Origin of the sequence: Variovorax paradoxus (assembly GCF_009755665.1) — a bacterium.
GTDB lineage: Bacteria > Pseudomonadota > Gammaproteobacteria > Burkholderiales > Burkholderiaceae_C > Variovorax > Variovorax paradoxus_G.
Genome location: NZ_CP046622.1, coordinates 3,139,695 through 3,157,100, shown reverse-complemented (window position 1 = coordinate 3,157,100; position 17,406 = coordinate 3,139,695). Strand labels below are relative to the sequence as shown.

General features: G+C 67.8%; 19 protein-coding genes. 15 read left to right on the top strand and 4 right to left on the bottom strand.

The window, feature by feature from the left end:
* Nucleotides 1-4 precede the first annotated feature (4 nt).
* Genes GOQ09_RS14600 through fabG form a run of 8 tightly spaced genes read left to right on the top strand, consistent with a single transcriptional unit; the run spans nucleotide 5 to nucleotide 8,534 of the window.
* A complete protein-coding gene (locus GOQ09_RS14600) occupies nucleotides 5-1,714 on the top strand; it encodes an AMP-binding protein (RefSeq protein WP_157614080.1) in 1,710 nt (569 codons plus the stop codon).
* Complete coding sequence (locus tag GOQ09_RS14595; RefSeq protein WP_157614078.1) at nucleotides 1,714-2,712, top strand: acyl-CoA synthetase; 999 nt, start codon at nucleotides 1,714-1,716, stop codon at nucleotides 2,710-2,712. Before GOQ09_RS14600 ends, GOQ09_RS14595 begins: the two co-directional genes overlap by 1 nt.
* Complete coding sequence (locus GOQ09_RS14590) at nucleotides 2,684-3,331, top strand: LolA-related protein (RefSeq protein ID WP_157614076.1); 648 nt, start codon at nucleotides 2,684-2,686, stop codon at nucleotides 3,329-3,331. Before GOQ09_RS14595 ends, GOQ09_RS14590 begins: the two co-directional genes overlap by 29 nt.
* Nucleotides 3,328-5,724, top strand: coding sequence for an MMPL family transporter (locus tag GOQ09_RS14585; RefSeq protein WP_157614074.1), 2,397 nt, complete (start codon nucleotides 3,328-3,330; stop codon nucleotides 5,722-5,724). The genes GOQ09_RS14590 and GOQ09_RS14585 overlap by 4 nt, the downstream gene beginning before the upstream one ends.
* Complete coding sequence (locus GOQ09_RS14580; protein ID WP_157614072.1) at nucleotides 5,724-6,566, top strand: polysaccharide deacetylase family protein; 843 nt, start codon at nucleotides 5,724-5,726, stop codon at nucleotides 6,564-6,566. Before GOQ09_RS14585 ends, GOQ09_RS14580 begins: the two co-directional genes overlap by 1 nt.
* Nucleotides 6,563-7,336, top strand: a complete 774-nt coding sequence (locus GOQ09_RS14575) for a class I SAM-dependent methyltransferase (RefSeq protein WP_157614071.1) — start codon at nucleotides 6,563-6,565, stop codon at nucleotides 7,334-7,336. Before GOQ09_RS14580 ends, GOQ09_RS14575 begins: the two co-directional genes overlap by 4 nt.
* Complete coding sequence (locus tag GOQ09_RS14570; RefSeq protein WP_157614069.1) at nucleotides 7,333-7,806, top strand: hydroxymyristoyl-ACP dehydratase; 474 nt, start codon at nucleotides 7,333-7,335, stop codon at nucleotides 7,804-7,806. The genes GOQ09_RS14575 and GOQ09_RS14570 overlap by 4 nt, the downstream gene beginning before the upstream one ends.
* Nucleotides 7,803-8,534, top strand: a complete 732-nt coding sequence (fabG, locus tag GOQ09_RS14565; protein ID WP_157614067.1) for a 3-oxoacyl-ACP reductase FabG — start codon at nucleotides 7,803-7,805, stop codon at nucleotides 8,532-8,534. Before GOQ09_RS14570 ends, fabG begins: the two co-directional genes overlap by 4 nt.
* A 31-nt stretch (nucleotides 8,535-8,565) precedes the next feature.
* Here the strand turns inward: fabG and GOQ09_RS14560 are convergent, their stop codons facing one another.
* Genes GOQ09_RS14560 through GOQ09_RS14545 form a run of 4 tightly spaced genes read right to left on the bottom strand, consistent with a single transcriptional unit; the run spans nucleotide 8,566 to nucleotide 11,962 of the window.
* Entirely contained in the window at nucleotides 8,566-9,342 is a 777-nt protein-coding gene (locus GOQ09_RS14560; RefSeq protein ID WP_157614065.1) for a glycosyltransferase family 2 protein, read from the bottom strand.
* On the bottom strand, nucleotides 9,309-10,112 hold the full coding sequence (locus GOQ09_RS14555; RefSeq protein ID WP_242630844.1) for a lysophospholipid acyltransferase family protein: 804 nt from the start codon (nucleotides 10,110-10,112) through the stop codon (nucleotides 9,309-9,311). Before GOQ09_RS14555 ends, GOQ09_RS14560 begins: the two co-directional genes overlap by 34 nt.
* Before the next feature lie 31 nt (nucleotides 10,113-10,143).
* The gene (locus GOQ09_RS14550) at nucleotides 10,144-11,172 is read right to left on the bottom strand and encodes a Rid family hydrolase (protein WP_157614063.1); all 1,029 of its coding nucleotides are present in this window, start codon (nucleotides 11,170-11,172) and stop codon (nucleotides 10,144-10,146) included.
* 1 nt (nucleotide 11,173) lies between these two features.
* Nucleotides 11,174-11,962 carry a class I SAM-dependent methyltransferase gene (locus GOQ09_RS14545; RefSeq protein WP_126746026.1) on the bottom strand — a complete coding sequence of 263 codons (789 nt, stop codon included), beginning with the start codon at nucleotides 11,960-11,962 and terminating at the stop codon, nucleotides 11,174-11,176.
* Between the two features lie 116 nt (nucleotides 11,963-12,078).
* On the opposite strand from GOQ09_RS14545, the gene GOQ09_RS14540 reads away from it, so the two are divergent.
* The 7 genes from GOQ09_RS14540 to GOQ09_RS14510 are packed head-to-tail and all read left to right on the top strand — an operon-like array spanning nucleotide 12,079 to nucleotide 17,402.
* Entirely contained in the window at nucleotides 12,079-12,804 is a 726-nt protein-coding gene (locus tag GOQ09_RS14540) for a YebC/PmpR family DNA-binding transcriptional regulator (RefSeq protein WP_126746025.1), read from the top strand.
* Between the two features lie 28 nt (nucleotides 12,805-12,832).
* Entirely contained in the window at nucleotides 12,833-14,131 is a 1,299-nt protein-coding gene (gene purD, locus GOQ09_RS14535) for a phosphoribosylamine--glycine ligase (RefSeq protein ID WP_157614062.1), read from the top strand.
* Nucleotides 14,131-15,048, top strand: coding sequence for an oxygen-dependent coproporphyrinogen oxidase (hemF, locus tag GOQ09_RS14530; protein ID WP_157614061.1), 918 nt, complete (start codon nucleotides 14,131-14,133; stop codon nucleotides 15,046-15,048). Before purD ends, hemF begins: the two co-directional genes overlap by 1 nt.
* Nucleotides 15,045-15,671, top strand: a complete 627-nt coding sequence (gene nadD, locus GOQ09_RS14525) for a nicotinate (nicotinamide) nucleotide adenylyltransferase (protein ID WP_157614060.1) — start codon at nucleotides 15,045-15,047, stop codon at nucleotides 15,669-15,671. The genes hemF and nadD overlap by 4 nt, the downstream gene beginning before the upstream one ends.
* On the top strand, nucleotides 15,671-16,336 hold the full coding sequence (gene rsfS, locus GOQ09_RS14520; RefSeq protein WP_126746021.1) for a ribosome silencing factor: 666 nt from the start codon (nucleotides 15,671-15,673) through the stop codon (nucleotides 16,334-16,336). The genes nadD and rsfS overlap by 1 nt, the downstream gene beginning before the upstream one ends.
* Nucleotides 16,333-16,800 (top strand): 23S rRNA (pseudouridine(1915)-N(3))-methyltransferase RlmH, encoded by a 468-nt coding sequence (rlmH, locus tag GOQ09_RS14515; RefSeq protein ID WP_081270496.1) that lies wholly within the window; start codon nucleotides 16,333-16,335, stop codon nucleotides 16,798-16,800. The genes rsfS and rlmH overlap by 4 nt, the downstream gene beginning before the upstream one ends.
* The gene (locus GOQ09_RS14510; RefSeq protein ID WP_157614058.1) at nucleotides 16,797-17,402 is read left to right on the top strand and encodes a Maf family protein; all 606 of its coding nucleotides are present in this window, start codon (nucleotides 16,797-16,799) and stop codon (nucleotides 17,400-17,402) included. The genes rlmH and GOQ09_RS14510 overlap by 4 nt, the downstream gene beginning before the upstream one ends.
* The last annotated feature ends 4 nt before the right edge of the window (nucleotides 17,403-17,406 follow it).

Here is a 17,406-nt window from a genome sequence, read left to right as displayed (position 1 = left end):
CCGCGTGACCGCCGAAATCCGCCTGCTGCCGCTCATCGCCAACCGGGACCTCGACGCGCCCCTGGCGTGGCGCGCCGGCGTCCCAGTGAGCACGCGGCAGTTCCTGGCCGACGTGGCCCGGTTCGCGCCGGTGCTGCCTGCAGAGGGCAGGGCGGTCAACCTGTGCGTCGACCGCTACGCCTTTGCCGTCAGCCTGGCGGCTGCGCTGGTGCGCGGCCATGCAAGCCTCTTGCCACCCGACGCCCGGCCCGACACGCTCGCGCGGCTGCTCGAATCCGGCGGAGCGAATCTTTTCGCGCTGACCGACGATGCCGGCCTGGCCACCCCCGGCATGCCGCGCGTGCTGATCGAAGACCGGTCCAGCCCCGAAGGCGGCATCGGTCTCGAGGTGCCGGCCGTCAGCAGCGGCATGCATGCCGTGAGCCTGCTGACCTCCGGTTCCACGGGCGTGCCCCAGCCGCACGCCAAGCGATGGGAAACACTGGTCGGCGATGTGGCCGTGGCGGTGGAACGGCTCGCCAGCCTGCTCGGGCGGCCATCGCTTGCCGGCCTGACGCTGGTCGCGACCGTGCCGGTTCAGCACAGCTATGGGTTGGAATCGTCGGTGCTGCTGGCCATGCTGGGCGGTGCCGCGTTCGAAAGCGGAAGGCCGTTCTTTCCGGCCGACGTGGTGAAAACGCTGGCCTCGGTGCCGCGCCCCCGTGCGCTGGTCACCACGCCTTTCCACTTGAAGACCCTGCTGCTCTCGGGCATCGAGTTGCCGCCGGTCGACCTGATTCTTTCGGCCACCGCGCCGCTTTCGCCGCAACTGGCAGCCCAGGCCGAGCAGGCGCTCGGCGGCGTGCTGATCGAAATCTACGGCAGCACCGAGTCCGGCCAGGTCGCCAGCCGCCGCACGACGCAAAGCGAGGTCTGGGAGAACTTCGGCAGCATTCGCGTGCATGCGGAACCGGGCGAGGGCGAGGGACCCGAGCGCTTCATTTTCAGCGGCGACTTCCTGCCCGAGCCCACGCCCATGGCCGATGTGCTCGAACTGCTCGATGCGCGCCGCTTCCGGCTGTTCGGCCGGGCCAACGACCTGATTCACGTGGCCGGGCGTCGCAGTTCGCTTGCGCATCTGAACTATCACCTCAACAGCATCGCCGGCGTTGAAGACGGCGCGTTCTGGCTCCCCGACGAAGTGGCCGACGGCGTGGTGCGCCCCGTGGCTTTCGTGGTGGCGCCCACGCTCTCGGCCGGCGAAGTCATCGCGGCGCTGCGGCAGCGGCTGGAGCCGGTGTTCGTTCCGCGGCGGGTGGTGCAAGTCAAGTCCTTTCCGCGCGAAGGCACCGGCAAGCTCACCGTGCGCGCGCTGCGCGAATTCGCGCTTGCGCAGCTGGCCGGGGACGACACCCCGGTGGGAATTGCCCACGCGGTACCCGCCGATCATCCGGCCTTTGCGGGCCACTTTCCCGGTCAGCCGCTGCTCCCGGGAGCGCTGATACTGGCCGAGGTCATGGAGGCCGTGCAGCGAGTGCCGGCACTGGTTGCCCGCCTTGGCACGCACCCCACCCTCGCCGCTGCCAAGTTTCTTGCACCCGTGCGGCCGGGGAGCATGCTCTCCATCGAACTGCAACCCGAAGCCGGCGCCGCGCGCGGCGTGCGTTTCGACGTGCGCTGCGACGGCGTGGTGGCTGTCACCGGCCGCTGGACCGCGGCGCCAGGCTCCGCGTGATGAAGCACACCGAAGCCGAGACGCACGCCGTGAAAGAGGCGTCGCAGACGGGGCAGCGCGGCGACTGGGCGCGCACGCCGGAGCGCAGCAACATGCTGGCCCTGCGCTTCATCTGCATGATGGCGCTGGTTTTCGGGCGCCACGTCACGCGGCTGCTGCTGCCGCCGATCAGCCTTTACTTTCTGCTGTTCGCGCCTACGCCGCGCCGCCACATCAAGCGCTACCTGTTCAGGGCCATCGGCCCGCGTGCGGGGTGGATCGACGGCTATCGGCTGCTGCACGCCTTTGCCTCGACGGTGCTCGACCGCGTGTACTTCCTGCGCGGGCGCATGGATCTGTTCGACGTGAAGGTCAAGGGCAACCTGCCGCTGGAGACCGAGGCGCTGCAGGGGCGGGGCGCTTTCTTGCTGGGCGCGCACGTCGGCAGCTTCGAGGCGCTGGGCGCCTGCAAGCACCACAGCCAGCACAAGCAGGAGCTGCGGCTCGCGATGCTGATGTACCCCGACAACGCGCAGCGCATCACGGCCATTCTGAACGCCATCAGCCTGCCCGAGGCGCGGCCCCACGTGATCGCGCTGGGCCGGCCGCATTCGATGCTCGCCCTGCGCGACTGGCTCGACCATGGCGGTCTTGGCGGCATGCTGGCCGACCGCACGCTGCCGGGCAGCGAGGACCAGCCCGCGCAGCAGCGCGGCAACAACATCGTGCTGCCTTTTTTGGGCCAGCCGGCCAGCTTCAACGACGGCCCGTTCCGCCTTGCGGCGCTGCTGCGGCGCAAGGTGTTCTTCATGGCCGGCCTCTACGGCGGCGGTGCGCGCTACGATGTCCAGTTCGACCTGCTGGCCGACTTCAGCGAACGCGCATCCGACCCCGCCGAGCGGGAACGCCGCATCCGCGCGGCGGTCGAAGCCTACGTGGCGCACCTCGAAGCGCTGTGCCGCGCCTACCCCTACAACTGGTTCAATTTTCATGATTTCTGGCTCGAAGATTCGGTTTGACTGGCTTTGCAGGAGCCTGCTGCTGGCATTGGCCTGCTGCGCCGCGCCGGCGTGGGCTTTCGACCTGTCCGAGCTGATGGGTCTGCTTTCGAAGCAGAAGAGCGGCGAGGCGCGCTTCACCGAGCAACGCTTCGTGCACGGCCTGGAAGGCCCGCTCGATGCGCGCGGCACGCTGAGCTTCGAGGCGCCCGACAAGCTGGTGCGGCGTACCTTGTCGCCGCGCGTCGAAACCATGGCGGTCGAAGGCAACACGCTCACGCTCTCGCGCGGGGGCCGCAACCGCACCCTCACGCTCGACAGCATGCCCGAGCTGCTCGGCCTGGTGGAGGCCATGCGCGGCACGCTGACCGGCGACGGCACCACGCTGCAGCGCTATTTCCGCAGCACCGTGGGCGGCTCGGCCAGCAGCTGGACGCTCGACCTCACGCCCATCGACAGCCGCCTGGCGGCGCAGATGCGCAGCATCCGCATCTCCGGCCGCGCCAGCGAAGTGCTGGGCCTTGAAATGGAATTCGTCGGCGGCGACCGCTCGGTAATGAACATCACGCCCGAGCGCGCGGGCGCCGCTCCCGTGGCTCCCTCTGCGCCAGCGGGCGCTGCCGGGCGCACCACGCCGTGACCGGGCGCGACACCGCGGCAGGCCCGCCGAGTTGGCAGCGCCGCGCGTTGGTGCTGCTGGTGTGGGCGCTGGTCCTGATCGGCGGCGCGGTGCAAATTGCGCGTACGCATTTCAGCGCCGACCTTTCGGCCTTCCTGCCCAAGAGCCCCGACGTGCGGCAGCAGGTGCTCATCGAGCAACTGCAAAGCGGCGTGGCGTCGCGCACGCTGCTGCTCGGCATCGAGGGCGGTGCCAGCGTGGAGCAGCGCGCCGCGGTGTCCCGCGCGGTGGCCAAGGCCATGCGCGAGAGCCAGCTGTTCGACCTGATCCAGAACGGCGACACCGGCGACTGGACCGAAGCTGGTACCTGGGTCTTCGATCATCGCTACCAGCTCTCGCCGGGCGTCAGGCCCGAGCAGTTCACAGTCGACGGATTGCGCGACGCAATCAACGAAACGCTGTCGATGCTGGGCACGCCGGCCGGCAACGTGATCAAGCCGTTGCTCGATCGCGACCCCACCGGAGAGACGCAGCGCATTGCCGTGGACCTGGCGCCGGCAAGCGCGCCGCGTACCGAGGGCGGCGTGTGGATGTCGCGCACCGCGCCGCGCGCGCTCATGATTGCCACCACGCGCGCCGCGGGCAGCGACCTCGACGCACAGGCCGCGGCCATTGCGCGCGTGCATGCGGCCTTCGATGCCGCAACGCGCGGCATGGGCGAGGCCGGGCCCAAGCTGCTGCTCAGCGGGCCGCCGGTGTTTTCGGTGCTGAGCCGCGACAAGATCAAGACCGAAGCGATCCACCTTGCGATCGTGGGCGGCATCGTGATGGGCGGGTTGCTGCTGCTGGCGTTCGCCTCGCCGCGCGCGCTGGTCATCGCGTTTTTGCCCGTGGCCACGGGCGTGGTCATCGGCACTGCCGCGGTGAGCATGGTGTTCGGTTCCGTGCACGGCATGACGCTGGGCTTTGGCAGCACGCTGATCGGCGAGACGGTCGACTACGCGATCTACTACCTCATTCAGGCGCGCGGCGCGGCCGTGGCCGGCACCGGCTGGGCAAGGTGGCGCGATGTGCATTGGCCCACTGTGCGGCTTGGGCTGCTCACATCGGTGTGCGGGTTTGCGGCGCTGGTGTTCTCTGGCTTTCCGGGCCTGGCCCAGTTGGGTGTTTTCTCGATTGCGGGGCTCGTGGCCGCCGCGCTCGCCACGCGCTACGCATTGCCCATGCTCGCGCCGGACGGCGCCACCGGCATGGGCATGCGCAAGTACATGGCACGCGGCGCCGGCCTGCTGGTTCGCGGCCTGCCGCGCCTGCGCTGGGTGCTGGCCGGGCTCGGAGTGGCCGCGCTGGCGCTGGTCATCTGGCAGGGGGGGCATCTCTGGCGCGCCGATCTCGGCGCGATGAGCCCGGTGCCCAAGTCGGCCCAGCAGCTCGACGAAATGCTGCGCGCCGACATCGGCACGGGCGACGGCAGCACGCTGGTGGTGGTCTACGGTGCCGACGAAGAGGCTGCACTGCGCAACACCGAGGCGGCCGCGGCGCGGCTCGAGGCGCTGGTCGACAAGGGCGAGCTCGGCGGCTTCGAAACCGTGACGCGCGTGCTCCCGAGCGTGGCCACCCAGGCGGCGCGCCTCGCCAGCCTGCCGGACGGCGAGACCCTGCGAACCCGGCTCGCCGAGGCCACGCAAGGCTCGCCGTTGCCCGCCACGCGCTTGGGTCCCTTCCTGGCCGAAGTGGAAGCCGCGCGCAAGCTGGCGCCGGTGCGGCGCGCCGACCTGAAGGACGGGCCGCTCGGTTCGGTCGTCAACACGCTCATGTACCAGCGCCCCGGCGGCGGCTGGTCGACGCTGGTGGTTCTTCATCCGGGCCCGAAGTTCGACGCGGGGCGGCTCGAAGCGGCGCTCGCCGGTGCGCCTGAAGTGCAGGTGGTCGACGTGGGCCGGGAACTCGCCGGGCTCTATCAGCGCTACCTGCACGAGGCCTTCGTGCAGGTGCTGCTCGGCGCATTGGCCGTGGTGGTGCTGCTCGGCATCTACCTGCGTTCGGGCAAGCGCCTGCTCGCGGTGTGCCAGCCGCTGGTGGTCGCGGTGGTGCTCACGCTCGGCGGCATGGCCGTGCTCCAGGTGCCGCTGGGCATCCTTCATCTTGTCGGGCTGCTGCTGATCGTGGCGGTCGGCTCCAACTACGCGCTGTTCTTCGACCAGCTGCGCGTGGCGGGCCGGGCCGACGAGGACACGCTGGCCTCGCTGATGCTGGCCAACCTGACAACCGTGGTGTCTTTCGGGCTGATCGCGATTTCGGACATTCCAGCGCTGTCGTCGATCGGCCGCGTGGTCGCGCCGGGCGCCTTGCTGGCGTTGCTGCTCTCGGCCGCCTTCGCGAGCCGGATGGCGCCGCCGCCCGCGCGCGGCTGATGGGAAAATCCCGAGCCATGTCATCCGCATCCGCCGCACCGTCTGAATCGTGGCCCTGGCCGCCGGCCATTCGCGCGAGCGCGGCCGTGCACGTGGCCGCCATCGGTGCGGGCGCGCTGGTGCCGGGGGCGATGCCCTGGGCCATCGGCGCCGTCGTGCTGAACCATGCGCTCATCACCGGCGCGGGGCTCACGCCGCGCAGCAGCCTTCTGGGACCCAACGTCACGCGCCTGCCCGAGGCGGCCGGCGCCCGGCGCGAAGTGGCCATCACCATCGACGACGGCCCCGAGCCCGAGGTCACGCCTCGGGTGCTCGACCTGTTGGACGCGCATGGCCAGCGCGCCACCTTCTTCTGCATTGCCGAGCGCGTGCTTGCGCAGCCGGCGCTCGCGCGCGAGATCGTGGCGCGGGGCCACAGCATCCAGAACCACACTGCGCGGCATCGGCACAATTTTTCTTTTCTCGGCCCCCGGGGCTTTGCGAGCGAGATTGCGCGGGCGCAGGAAATCCTTGCGGAAACCACGGGCCAGCGCCCGACCTGTTTCCGTGCGCCAGCCGGCCTGCGCAACCCATTCCTGGAGCCTGTGCTGCACCGCCTCGGCCTTTCGCTCGTGAGCTGGACGCGTCGCGGCTTCGACACGCGCGAAGGCGATCCCGCCAAGGTCATGGCGCGCCTAGCCCGCAACCTGCAGGCGCGCGACATCCTGCTTTTGCACGACGGCAACGCCGCGCGCACCCCTGAAGGAAACCCAGTGTTGTTGGAGGTATTGCCCTTGGTGCTCGAACGCCTGCGCGCCGAAGGCCTTAGCGCCGTCACTTTGCCCGAGGGCCTGAAGCCATGAGCGCGGTGCTGCCTTCGTCGACCGGCACCACCGGCAGCGCTTGGCGCGAGCTGCACGAAGCCGCCACCATTCCCTACAAGAAGGGCGGCAGCTTTGCGTGGCATTTCGCGCGCGGCAAGCTGGGGCGCGACCCGGTGTTTCGCGGGCTGCTCGAGCGCGGCTTGATCGGCGCGGAGCATCGGCGCGTGGTCGACATCGGCTGCGGGCAGGGGCTTTTCGCGAGCCTGCTCGCATCGATGAGCCAGATGCAGGCACAGGGCCGCTGGCCGGCTTCGTGGAAGCCGACGCCGGCAGCGGCCGACTACACCGGCATCGAACTGATGCCCAAGGACGTGGCGCGTGCCGAGGCTTCCATCGGCCATCTGCAACCGACGCCGAAGCTGGTCTGCGCCGACATGTGCTCGGCGGCGCTGCCGGACTGCGATCTGGTCGTGATTCTCGACGTGCTTCACTACGTGAACATCGAGGCGCAAGACAGCGTTCTGCAGCGTGTGCGCGACGCGTTGCAGCGCGGCGGCAATCCGAACGCGCGGCTGTTGCTGCGCGTGGGCGATGCATCGAGCAAGCGCGGCTTTGCCATCAGCCAGTGGGTCGACCGCACGGTAACGCGCATCCGCGGCCACAAGGTGTCGCCCACCTGGGGCCGTCCACTGGCCGACTGGATCGCGGTGCTGCAGCGGCTGGGCTTCAGCGTGCAGAGCATTCCCATGAGCGAAGGCACCCCCTTTGCCAACGTGCTGCTGGTGGCCGACCTGGAGCCTTCTGCGTGACAACCGCCCCGCAAACGCTCGACCGCGCGGGCATTGCGCAGCGCATTCCGCATAGCGGCAGCATGTGCCTGCTCGACTGGCTGGAGCGCTGGGATGCCGAGTCGATTCATTGCAGCACCCGCACGCACGCACTGCCCGACAACCCTCTGCGAACGGCAGGCGGCCTGCTCGCGCCCAACGCAATCGAATACGCCGCGCAGGCGATGGCGCTGCACGGTGGTCTGCTGGCCGCCGAAGGAAGCGAGCCATCGGCCGGCTTTCTGGCGAGTGCGCGCAACGTACGCCTCTCGGTCGCTCGGCTCGACGACATTGCCGGCGCACTGCAGGTGCACGCGCGGCGCCTTTCGGGCGATACGAACCAGATCCTTTATGAATTCGCGGTGAAGGACAGTGACGGCCTCATGCTGGCCGAAGGCCGCGCTGTGGTGGTGCTGAACACGCCGCTTGCAACCGGAGCCATCACCTCATGAGCCTTGAAGGAAAACGTGCACTGATCACAGGCGCAAGTGGCGCATTGGGCGCGGCCATGGCCGAGCGCCTGGCACGCGACGGCGCCACGGTGCTGCTGCACGCCAACTCGCGTCCCGAAGCGGTGGAGCAGTTGGCGGCCACCATTGCGGCCGCGGGCGGCAAGGCCGAGTGCCACGTGTTCGACCTGCGCAGCGATGAAGCCTGCCGCGTGGCGTGCGAACGCATGCTCGAAGATGGGCCAGTCCAGATCGTCGTCAACAACGCCGGCGTGCACGACGACGCGGTACTGCCCGGCATGCGCGCCGACCAGTGGCACAAGGTGATCGATGTTTCGCTCAACGGCTTCTTTCGCGTGACCCAGCCATTGCTGCTGCCGATGATGCGAACGCGTTGGGGCCGCGTGCTCAATATCTCGTCGGTCTCGGCGCTGACCGGCAACCGCGGACAGGTCAACTATGCGGCCGCCAAGGGTGCGCTCAACAGCGCGACAAAGGCGTTGTCTCTGGAGGTGGCCTCGCGCGGTGTCACGGTCAACGCCATTGCGCCGGGCATCATCGCCTCGCCCATGGCCAACGCCGCCTTCGACCCCGCCATGGTCAACCAGATGGTCCCGATGAAGCGCGCCGGAACGCCGCAGGAAGTGGCGGCGCTCGCCTCGTTCCTGGCCAGCGACGAGGCAGCCTACATCACGGGGCAGGTGATTTCGATCAACGGCGGAATGATCTGAGTTTTTCTGCCGCCGGACGCCCCCCGAAGCGCTATTTCTGAAAAGGCGGCGCCCCCCGAAGCTTGCGAAACACAAGCCCCGGCAGCCGCAGCACGAATTCGACCATCAGCCGCGTGTGCATCCACGTCAGCAGCACGTTGTCGCGCCCGTAGCGAAAGTGCGAAACCCCGCCTTCCTCGGCGCTCAGGTACTTCACCGGTGCATCGATGTTCACGGGCTTGACGCCGCGCCAGGCCAGCCGCACGACGGCTTCGGTGTCGAAGTCGAAGCGGCGCATCCACGGTTGCCGCGCCATCACGGCGATCAGGTCGGGCACCGGGTACACGCGAAATCCGTAGAGCGAATCGCCGACGCCGGCAAACAGGGTTTCGAGCTGGGTCCAGCCGTTGGACACGCGCCTTCCGCGCACGCGCAGTAGCGGCGCGGAGGCATCGAACACCGGCCGGCCGAGGACCATGGTTTCGGGCCGCGCCTGCGATGCGGCCATGAACGAAGGAATCAGGTCGGCCGGATGCTGGCCGTCCGAATCCATGGTCAGCGCGTGCGTGAAACCGGCCTCGCGCGCCGCGCGCAGGCCGTGCAGCACGGCTGCGCCCTTGCCCTGGTTTTGCGGCAGCAGCCAGACCCGCAGGCCCGGGTCGTGTGCGGCCATTTGCTGCAGGCGTTCACCGGTGCCGTCGGTGCTGCCGTCCACCACCACCCACACGGGGTTCCATTGGGCGCGCGCCGCTTCGACGGTCGAAAACAGGCGTTCGCCCGTGTTGTAGCTGGGAATTAGGACAAGGTGTGTGCGCGAGGCGTCTGGCATGCGGGGGACGCGTCGGTGGCGCGCTGTTCCATGTTTTGGCGAAAGTATTGTTCCAGCTCCGATTGCAGCACGTGGCTGTCCTGCAAGGGCGCGAACCGCTCGCCCAGCCGCAGCTTGAAGACGATGGGCAGCGGCGGCACGCGCCACAGCGGCCAGCCCTTGCTGAGGTACGGCGAATCGGTTTCGATGAACACGGTCTGGATGGGGGCCTGCGCGAGCTTGGCAATCAGCGTCACGCCGTGGCCGAAGGGATTGAGCGGCGGCGTTACCGTGCGCGTGCCCTCCGGAAAAATGACCAGCTGCCCACCGTTGCGAAGGTCAGCCACCGCCAAGCGCACCATGGTGCGCGCCGATTCGTTGCTGATGTAGCGCGCAAGGCGCGCACCCGCGCCAAGAAAGATGTTGCGCAGCAGGTCGGCCTTCATGATGCAGGCACTGCGCGGCAGCCGCGCCACCAGCAGCAGCGCGTCGAGCATCGTGGGGTGGTTGGCAACGAAGATCACGCCGGGCTCGCTGCGCATCGGGTCGAGGCAGCTCGCGTCGATGCGCATCATTCCGGTCACGGAGGCCAGGCCCCAGAACATGCGGTACGCAAACGCGATGGTCAGGCGGCCCAGCTTGCGCGCGGGCGCCTCCGGCATGACCGGATACAGCAGCATGGCGACGAAGTTCCAGACCAGCGAAATCAGGCCCAGGAACAGCAGCAGCGCGTAGAGCATCAACGCGAGCGGAATGGTCGTGAGAATGCGCAGCACGCGGGTCATCGACATCTCGTCGGTCCGATCGAATCGCAACGACGGGTCAGGCCCGCAGGCGACCCGGGGCGACGGCGTGGGCTTCGATCTCCACCAGCAGGTCGCTGCGGCAGATGTCCGCCTCCAGGTAGACCGCATGGCGGATCATCGGCGCGTCGGCGCCCACCGCGTTCTCGAGCACGCTGCGCACCGCCTCGGTGTCGGCCGGATGGCGCACATAAACCACGCAGTCGAGCTTGGCGAGAGAAAACGTGGCCGTGACCTGGCTGTTGGCCGCCGCGATCACCGCTTCGAGGTTGCGCAGCGTTTCGCGCGTTTGCTCCAGCACGTCTCCCTGGTGAACGGTTTCGTGGCCCACGATGCTCGCGGTGCCCGAGATGAAAAGTGCCACGTCGCCGTTGCCGACATCCGCCAGCGCGGCGCGCGAAAAGGTGGGCGAGCGCGGGCCGTAAGTTTCGGGATAGCGGTAGGCCGAAACCTGGCGCGGGTTCTCGACCGGCACGGGCGCCGTTTGCCCGGCCAGGAACCGGATGGACAGCGCGCCTTGGTGAATGCCCAACGCACACGCCGCAGGGGCGCCTTCGAAGGCAGCGCGGCCGGCCTCGAAAAACGCTTCTTGCCGCCCGAGGTTGAACTGGCGGTATCGCTCCAGCCCGCCGCCGTCGGCATTGATCTGCGGCAGGTAGTTCCAGATACGCAGCAAGTGCGGCGTTGCGGCGTGGTCGAGCGTCTTGAAGAGGTCGCGGTAAGCGCTGTGCGCAATTTCGGCGAGGTTCTGTTTTTCCGCGGATTCATCGATGTCGATGGCGCCAAGCAGCCAGTGGCCATTGCTGCGCCAGCGGGCGATGCCGGTGGTACCCGACTGGACCCGCCCGCCGTTCACGTGCCACACGTCGGCCATTGCGCCCTGAGCGGAAAGCACGCGCGCATTGACGGTCGGCATCCATGCCAGCCCGTGCGGCGTGCCGTAGCCGAGCGCCGCAAAAGGCGCGGTGCCGTTGGCGGTCAGCGCAAGGCTGTCGGACAGTGAAAGGCGCTCGACGCGCAGATGAGAAATTTCGCCCTGTACTCGCACGTCAGCCGGCCTCGACGGTGTTTTCTGGCTTGCGGGCCATGTATTCGGAAAAAACGCCCAGGCTCGCATGCCGGCGCACTTCGGTGAAGCCCGCGGCGCGCAATGCCTCCAGCACGCGCTCGGGCGGAATGCAGGCTTCGATGGTGTCCCAGTAGTAGCGCCACAGCTCCGAGGTGTTGCTGCGGCGGCCGACCACGCGAGCGATCAGCGGCACCACCGCGCGCATGTAGCCCTTGAGCAGGGCGGTGGCGATGCGGCCCTGCGGCTTGGTGATTTCGAGCACCACCAGGCGGCCGCCGGGGCGCAGCACGCGGTGGAACTCGCTGAATGCGGCTGCCACGTCGCTGATGTGGCGCATGGCATAGCCCATGCTCACGAAGTCGCAGCTGGCATCGGGCCGGGGCAGCGATTCCGCCACGCCCGGAACCAGCTCCACGCCCGGCAGGTTGATCTGTTCCATCATTCCCACGCTGGGATCGACGCCCACCAGCTTGCCCGTCGGGCCGATGATCTTGAGAGCCTCGCGGGCGACCAGTCCGGTGCCGATCCCGACGTCGAGCACCTGTGCACCCGCAACGAGACCGGCCTGCGTCAGGGCGGCCCGCCGGTATGCCGGGCCGGTGCCGAAGGCGAGCACGCTCTCGATGCGGTCGTAGTCGGCGGCGGTGCTGTCGAAGATGCGGCGCAGAAACGCCTGGTGTTCCGCCTCGTTCTTGTAATACAGCGGCAAGGGGGTGTGCGGCGGCAGGATGGCCGGATTCCCGGGAGCGACAGAAGGCGATGGCGTCATCGACGGATTATCACCAAAAGACCCGGCCGCTCCGGCCCGGAGGCCCCGCCGTTGCGTGCGCCGGACAGTAAACTCGGAGCCTGCTTTGAAAACACAAGACTGCGAGATAGAAAGCCATGGCCGGACATAGCAAATGGGCAAACATTCAGCACCGGAAGGGCCGCCAGGACGAGAAGCGCGGCAAGCTCTGGACGCGCGCCATTCGCGAGATCACGGTGGCCGCCCGCACTGGCGGCGGCGACCTCAGTGCTAACCCTCGGTTGCGGCTGGCGGTGGAAAAAGCCAAGGCCGTCAACCTGCCTATCGACACCGTCAAGCGCAACATCGACAAGGCGACCGGCAACCTCGAAGGCGTGAATTACGAAGAAATTCGTTACGAGGGGTACGGAATCGGCGGCGCGGCGATCATCGTCGACACCATGACCGACAACCGCGTGCGCACTGTGGCCGAAGTGCGTCACGCATTTTCCAAGCACGGCGGCAACATGGGCACCGAAGGCTCGGTGGCCTTTCAATTCAAGCACTGCGGCCAGATCATCTTTGCGCCCGGCACCGACGAAGACAAGGTGATGGAGCTCGCGCTCGAAGCCGGCGCGGAAGACGTGGTGACCGACGATGACGGTGCCATCGAGGTGCTCACCGCGGTCGGCGACTTCGAAGCCGTGAAGAACGCGCTGGAAGCCGCCGGCTTGAAGCCCGAGGTGGCCGAGGTCACCATGCGGCCTGAAAACACCGTCGAAATAACCGGCGAAGACGCGGCCAAGATGCAAAAGCTGCTCGATGTGCTCGAAGACCTGGACGATGTCCAGGAGGTCTATCACAACGCGGCGCTTTCCGAATGAACGACATACAGCGAATGAAGGCCTGCGAATGAAGGTACTGGTAATTGGAGGAGGGGGCCGCGAGCACGCCTTGGCGTGGCGCCTGGCGCAGGCCAACCGGGTCAGCCGCGTGTACGTGGCGCCGGGCAACGGCGGCACCGTGAGCGACGAGCGCTACGACTGCATCGACATCACCGAGCCCGCCGCGCTGCGCGAATGGGCCATGAAGGAAAAGATCTCGCTGACCGTCGTCGGCCCCGAGGCTCCATTGGCCGCCGGCGTGGTGGATGAATTCCGCGCACACGGCTTGCGCATCTTCGGCCCCACGCAGGCCGCGGCGCAGCTCGAAAGCTCCAAGGCGTTTTCCAAGGCGTTCATGAAGCGCCACAAGATTCCGACCGCCGAGTACGAGGCCTTTACCGATGCGGCCGCGGCCCATGCGTACATCGATGCCAAGGGTGCGCCCATCGTCGTCAAGGCCGACGGCCTGGCCGCCGGCAAGGGCGTGGTGGTGGCCATGACCGCGCAAGAAGCCCATGAGGCGGTCGACTTCATGCTGGTCGACAACAAGTTCGGCGTGTCCCACAACGACGGCGGCGCGCGCGTCGTCATCGAAGAATTCCTGCAGGGCGAGGAAGCCAGCTTCATCGTGCTGTGCGACGGCAAGAACGTGACCGCGCTGGCCACCAGCCAGGACCACAAGCGCCTGCTCGACAACGACGAAGGCCCCAATACCGGTGGCATGGGCGCCTACTCGCCGGCGCCGGTGGTCACGGCCGAGGTGCACGCGCGCGCCATGCGCGAAATCATCCTGCCGACGATTCGCGGCATGGAAAAGGACGGCATTCCGTACACCGGCTTTCTGTATGCCGGTCTCATGATCGATCCGTCGGGCCACCCCAAGACGCTCGAGTTCAACTGCCGCATGGGCGACCCTGAGACGCAGCCGATCATGATGCGACTCAAGTCCGACCTGTTCGAAGTGTTCTGGCATGCGACCGACGGCACGCTCGATCAGGTCGAGCTGCAATGGGACCGGCGCGTGGCGCTAGGGGTGGTGATGGCGGCGCACGGCTACCCGCTGTCGCCCCGCAAGGGCGACCGCATCACGGGCATTCCTGCCGAGGCGCCCGATGCCGTGGTGTTTCATGCCGGCACCACGCAGCAAGACGGCGAACTGAAGACCAGCGGTGGCCGCGTGCTTTGCGTCACCGTATTGGCGGACAGCGTAAAGCTCGCGCAGCAGCGGGCTTATGAAGTGGCGGCGCGCATCAACTTCGATGGCGCGCAGTACCGCAAGGACATCGGGTATCGCGCGGTTCACGCGCGCAACAACCCGCAGGCTTGATGCAGCAGACCAATCCGGCGGCCGTCGGCGACTACCTGCAGAGGCTCCAGCAGCAGATCGTCGAAGCAGTAGAGGCGGCGGACGGCGGCGCCTGCACGCGCGATGACTGGCAAAAGGAACCCGGAGAAAGCCTGCAGGGCCACGGCCTTACCTGCATTCTCGAAGGCGGGGAACTGTTCGAGCGCGCGGGCTGCGGTTTTTCGCAGGTGCGAGGGCCCAAGCTGCCGCCCTCGGCCACGCAGAACCGGCCCGAACTCGCTGGCGCGCCTTTCGAGGCCATGGGCGTTTCGCTGGTGTTCCATCCGCGCAATCCTTACGTGCCCATCGTTCACATGAACGTGCGCATGCTGGCCGCGTTGCCCGAAGGCAAGGACCCGGTGTGCTGGTTCGGCGGCGGCATGGACCTGACGCCTTGCTATGGCTTCGAGGAAGACGCGGTGCACTTTCACACCCTATGCCGCGATTCGCTCGCTGCATTCGGCGACGACAAATACCCGCGCTTCAAGACGTGGTGCGACGAATATTTCTTTCTGAAGCACCGCAATGAGCAGCGTGGCATCGGCGGCATCTTTTTCGACGATTTCGCCGAGGGCGGCTTCGAGAACGGCTTTGCAATGCTGCGTTCCGTGGGCGATGCTTTTCTGCCGGCCTACCTGCCCATCGTGGAGCGCCGCCGCGGCATGCCGTGGGGCGAGCGCGAACGTGCGTTTCAGCTGTACCGGCGTGGGCGGTATGTCGAGTTCAACCTGGTGTGGGACCGCGGCACGCACTTTGGGCTGCAATCGGGCGGGCGCACCGAATCGATCCTGCTGTCGATGCCGCCGCTTGCGAGCTGGGCCTATCGCCAGCAACCCGAACCGGGCAGCCCCGAAGCCGCTCTGTACAGCGACTTCATCGTGCGGCGCGACTGGTTGTGAGTTCCTCCGGCGCTCCGCGCATCGGCGTTTTCGGCGGCGCATTCGATCCGCCTCACAACGCCCACGTGGCCTTGGCCGAAGCAGCGCTTTCGCAGCTCGGCCTGGCCGAGCTGCACGTCATTCCTACCGGCCAGGCCTGGCACAAGAGCCGCACGCTCACGCCGGCGCAAGACCGTCTTGCGATGGCGCGGCTGGCTTTCTCGGGGCTCGCGGGCAGGGTGGTGGTCGACAGCCGCGAAGTGTTGCGCGACGGCCCCACCTACACGCTCGATACCCTGCATGAGTTGCGGAATGAACAACCCGGTGCGCAACTGGTCTTGATCATGGGTGCCGACCAGGCCACCGCCTTGCCCACATGGCATGGCTGGCAGGCTATACTCGGCATTGCTATTGTTTCTGTAGCGTATCGCGCACTATCGACGGGCGGCATTGCTCGTTTTGATCCGAAAATGCTGCTCGGCCTTCCGGCTGGCGCGCATTTCGAAGCGCTCGAATTACCGGCCATGGACACCAGCGCCACCGAAATCCGGCGGCGCGCGGCGCTCGGCGAGGACATTTCCTCGCTGGTTCCGTCCGCCGTTGCACGCTATATTGACCAACACCACCTTTACCGCCCTGCCTGATGACCACTGAAGCCGCCGCCAAGAAAGACACCCAGAAACTCCAGCGAGCCATCATCGATGGACTCGAAGACGTCAAGGCGCAGGACATTCAGGTTTTCGACACAGAGCATCTTTCGCCGCTGTTCGAGCGCGTGATCGTTGCCTCGGGCACCTCCAACCGCCAGACCAAGGCGCTGGCCGCGAGTGTTCGCGACGCGGTGCGCGAGGCCGGCTTCGGCAAGCCGCGCATCGAGGGCGAGGACAACGGCGAGTGGATCATCGTGGACTGCGGCGCGGCCGTGGCGCACATCATGCAGCCCGCCATCCGCCAGTACTACCACCTCGAGGAGATCTGGGGCGACAAGCCCGTGCGCGCCAAGCTCGGCGGCACCAAGCCGGCCCTTGCAACCGCCGCCAAGGTGACCGAAGAGAAGAAGCCCGTCGCCGCCAAGATGCCGAACCTGCGCCGCACAAGCGCGGCCAAGACCGCCATCCGCGCGGCCGAGCAGGAAGCCAAGGCCGAGAAGGCCAGCCGGAGCCCGGCGAAGAAAACCGCCGCCAAGAAGGCGCCCGCCAAGAAGACCACGACCGCGCGCGTGCCGGTCAAGGTCGTTGGCAAGCCCGCCGCGAAGAAGCCCGCGGCAAAGAAGGCGCCTGCCAAGAAGGCGCCAGCGCGCCGCGCATGAAGCTCCTGGTGGTCGCCGTCGGGCAGCGGATGCCCGATTGGGCGCAGACTGCCTGGGACGACTACGCCAAGCGCTTCCCGCCGGAACTCAAACTCGAGCTGCGCGCGGTCAAGACCGAACCCCGCGGCTCCAAGTCGCTCGAAACCCTGTACGCCGCCGAACGCGAGCGCATCGAAGGCGCCATTGCCAGAGGCATGCGCATCGTGGTGCTCGACGAGCGAGGCACCGCGCTCACCACCAAGGCACTGGCCGCGCGCCTGCAAAGCTGGCAAGGCGAGGGCGATGACGTCGCGCTCGTCATCGGGGGACCTGACGGACTCGACCCGGCTTTCAAGGCCGCGGCGCATGAACGCATTCGCCTGTCCGACCTGACCCTGCCGCACGCCATGGCGCGCGTGCTGCTGGTCGAGCAGCTGTACCGGGCCTGGTCGGTCAACGCGGGCCATCCGTACCACCGGGAATGACACCAGACTTCATCTACCTCGCGTCGCAAAGCCCGCGCCGTGCCCAGCTGCTGGGCCAGCTTGGCGTACGCCACGAACTGCTGCTTGCCGGCCCCGATGAAGACGCCGAATCGCTCGAAGCGGCGTTGCCGAACGAGTCGCCCACCGCCTACGTTCAGCGTGTCACGGCGCTCAAGCTCGATGCGGCCGTTGCGCGGCGCAAGCGCCTCGGTTTGGCCGATGCACCGGTGCTCTGCGCCGACACCACGGTCGCGCTGGGCCGCACGATTCTCGGCAAGCCCGACGACGCACGCGATGCCGAACGCATGCTCGCGCTGCTTTCGGGTGCCACGCACCGCGTGCTGACGGCCGCCGCTCTGCAGCATGGCCGCCGTCGCCACGCCGCGCTCAGCGTGTCGCGCGTGCGCTTCGCGGCGATCAGCAAGAAGCAGATCGCGCGCTATGCCGCAAGCGGCGAGCCGCTCGGCAAGGCCGGCGCCTATGCGATTCAAGGCGCGGCGGCTGCGTTCATCGAACACATCAGCGGGTCCTATTCGGGCATCATGGGACTCCCGATGTTCGAGACCGCGCAGCTCCTTCGCAGCGCCGGTTTCAATACCTGAGAAC

What these genes read in the sequence shown, in the direction of transcription:
- rsfS (WP_126746021.1), top strand. Translation starts at nt 15,671, where the DNA reads ATGACCACTGAAGCCGCCGCCAAGAAAGACACCCAGAAACTCCAGCGA.
- fabG (WP_157614067.1), top strand. Translation starts at nt 7,803, where the DNA reads ATGAGCCTTGAAGGAAAACGTGCACTGATCACAGGCGCAAGTGGCGCA.
- GOQ09_RS14540 (WP_126746025.1), top strand. Translation starts at nt 12,079, where the DNA reads ATGGCCGGACATAGCAAATGGGCAAACATTCAGCACCGGAAGGGCCGC.
- GOQ09_RS14560 (WP_157614065.1), bottom strand. Translation starts at nt 9,342, where the DNA reads ATGCCAGACGCCTCGCGCACACACCTTGTCCTAATTCCCAGCTACAAC.
- GOQ09_RS14545 (WP_126746026.1), bottom strand. Translation starts at nt 11,962, where the DNA reads ATGACGCCATCGCCTTCTGTCGCTCCCGGGAATCCGGCCATCCTGCCG.
- GOQ09_RS14580 (WP_157614072.1), top strand. Translation starts at nt 5,724, where the DNA reads ATGGGAAAATCCCGAGCCATGTCATCCGCATCCGCCGCACCGTCTGAA.
- GOQ09_RS14555 (WP_242630844.1), bottom strand. Translation starts at nt 10,112, where the DNA reads ATGTCGATGACCCGCGTGCTGCGCATTCTCACGACCATTCCGCTCGCG.
- rlmH (WP_081270496.1), top strand. Translation starts at nt 16,333, where the DNA reads ATGAAGCTCCTGGTGGTCGCCGTCGGGCAGCGGATGCCCGATTGGGCG.
- GOQ09_RS14595 (WP_157614078.1), top strand. Translation starts at nt 1,714, where the DNA reads ATGAAGCACACCGAAGCCGAGACGCACGCCGTGAAAGAGGCGTCGCAG.
- purD (WP_157614062.1), top strand. Translation starts at nt 12,833, where the DNA reads ATGAAGGTACTGGTAATTGGAGGAGGGGGCCGCGAGCACGCCTTGGCG.
- GOQ09_RS14590 (WP_157614076.1), top strand. Translation starts at nt 2,684, where the DNA reads ATGATTTCTGGCTCGAAGATTCGGTTTGACTGGCTTTGCAGGAGCCTG.
- GOQ09_RS14510 (WP_157614058.1), top strand. Translation starts at nt 16,797, where the DNA reads ATGACACCAGACTTCATCTACCTCGCGTCGCAAAGCCCGCGCCGTGCC.
- GOQ09_RS14575 (WP_157614071.1), top strand. Translation starts at nt 6,563, where the DNA reads ATGAGCGCGGTGCTGCCTTCGTCGACCGGCACCACCGGCAGCGCTTGG.
- hemF (WP_157614061.1), top strand. Translation starts at nt 14,131, where the DNA reads ATGCAGCAGACCAATCCGGCGGCCGTCGGCGACTACCTGCAGAGGCTC.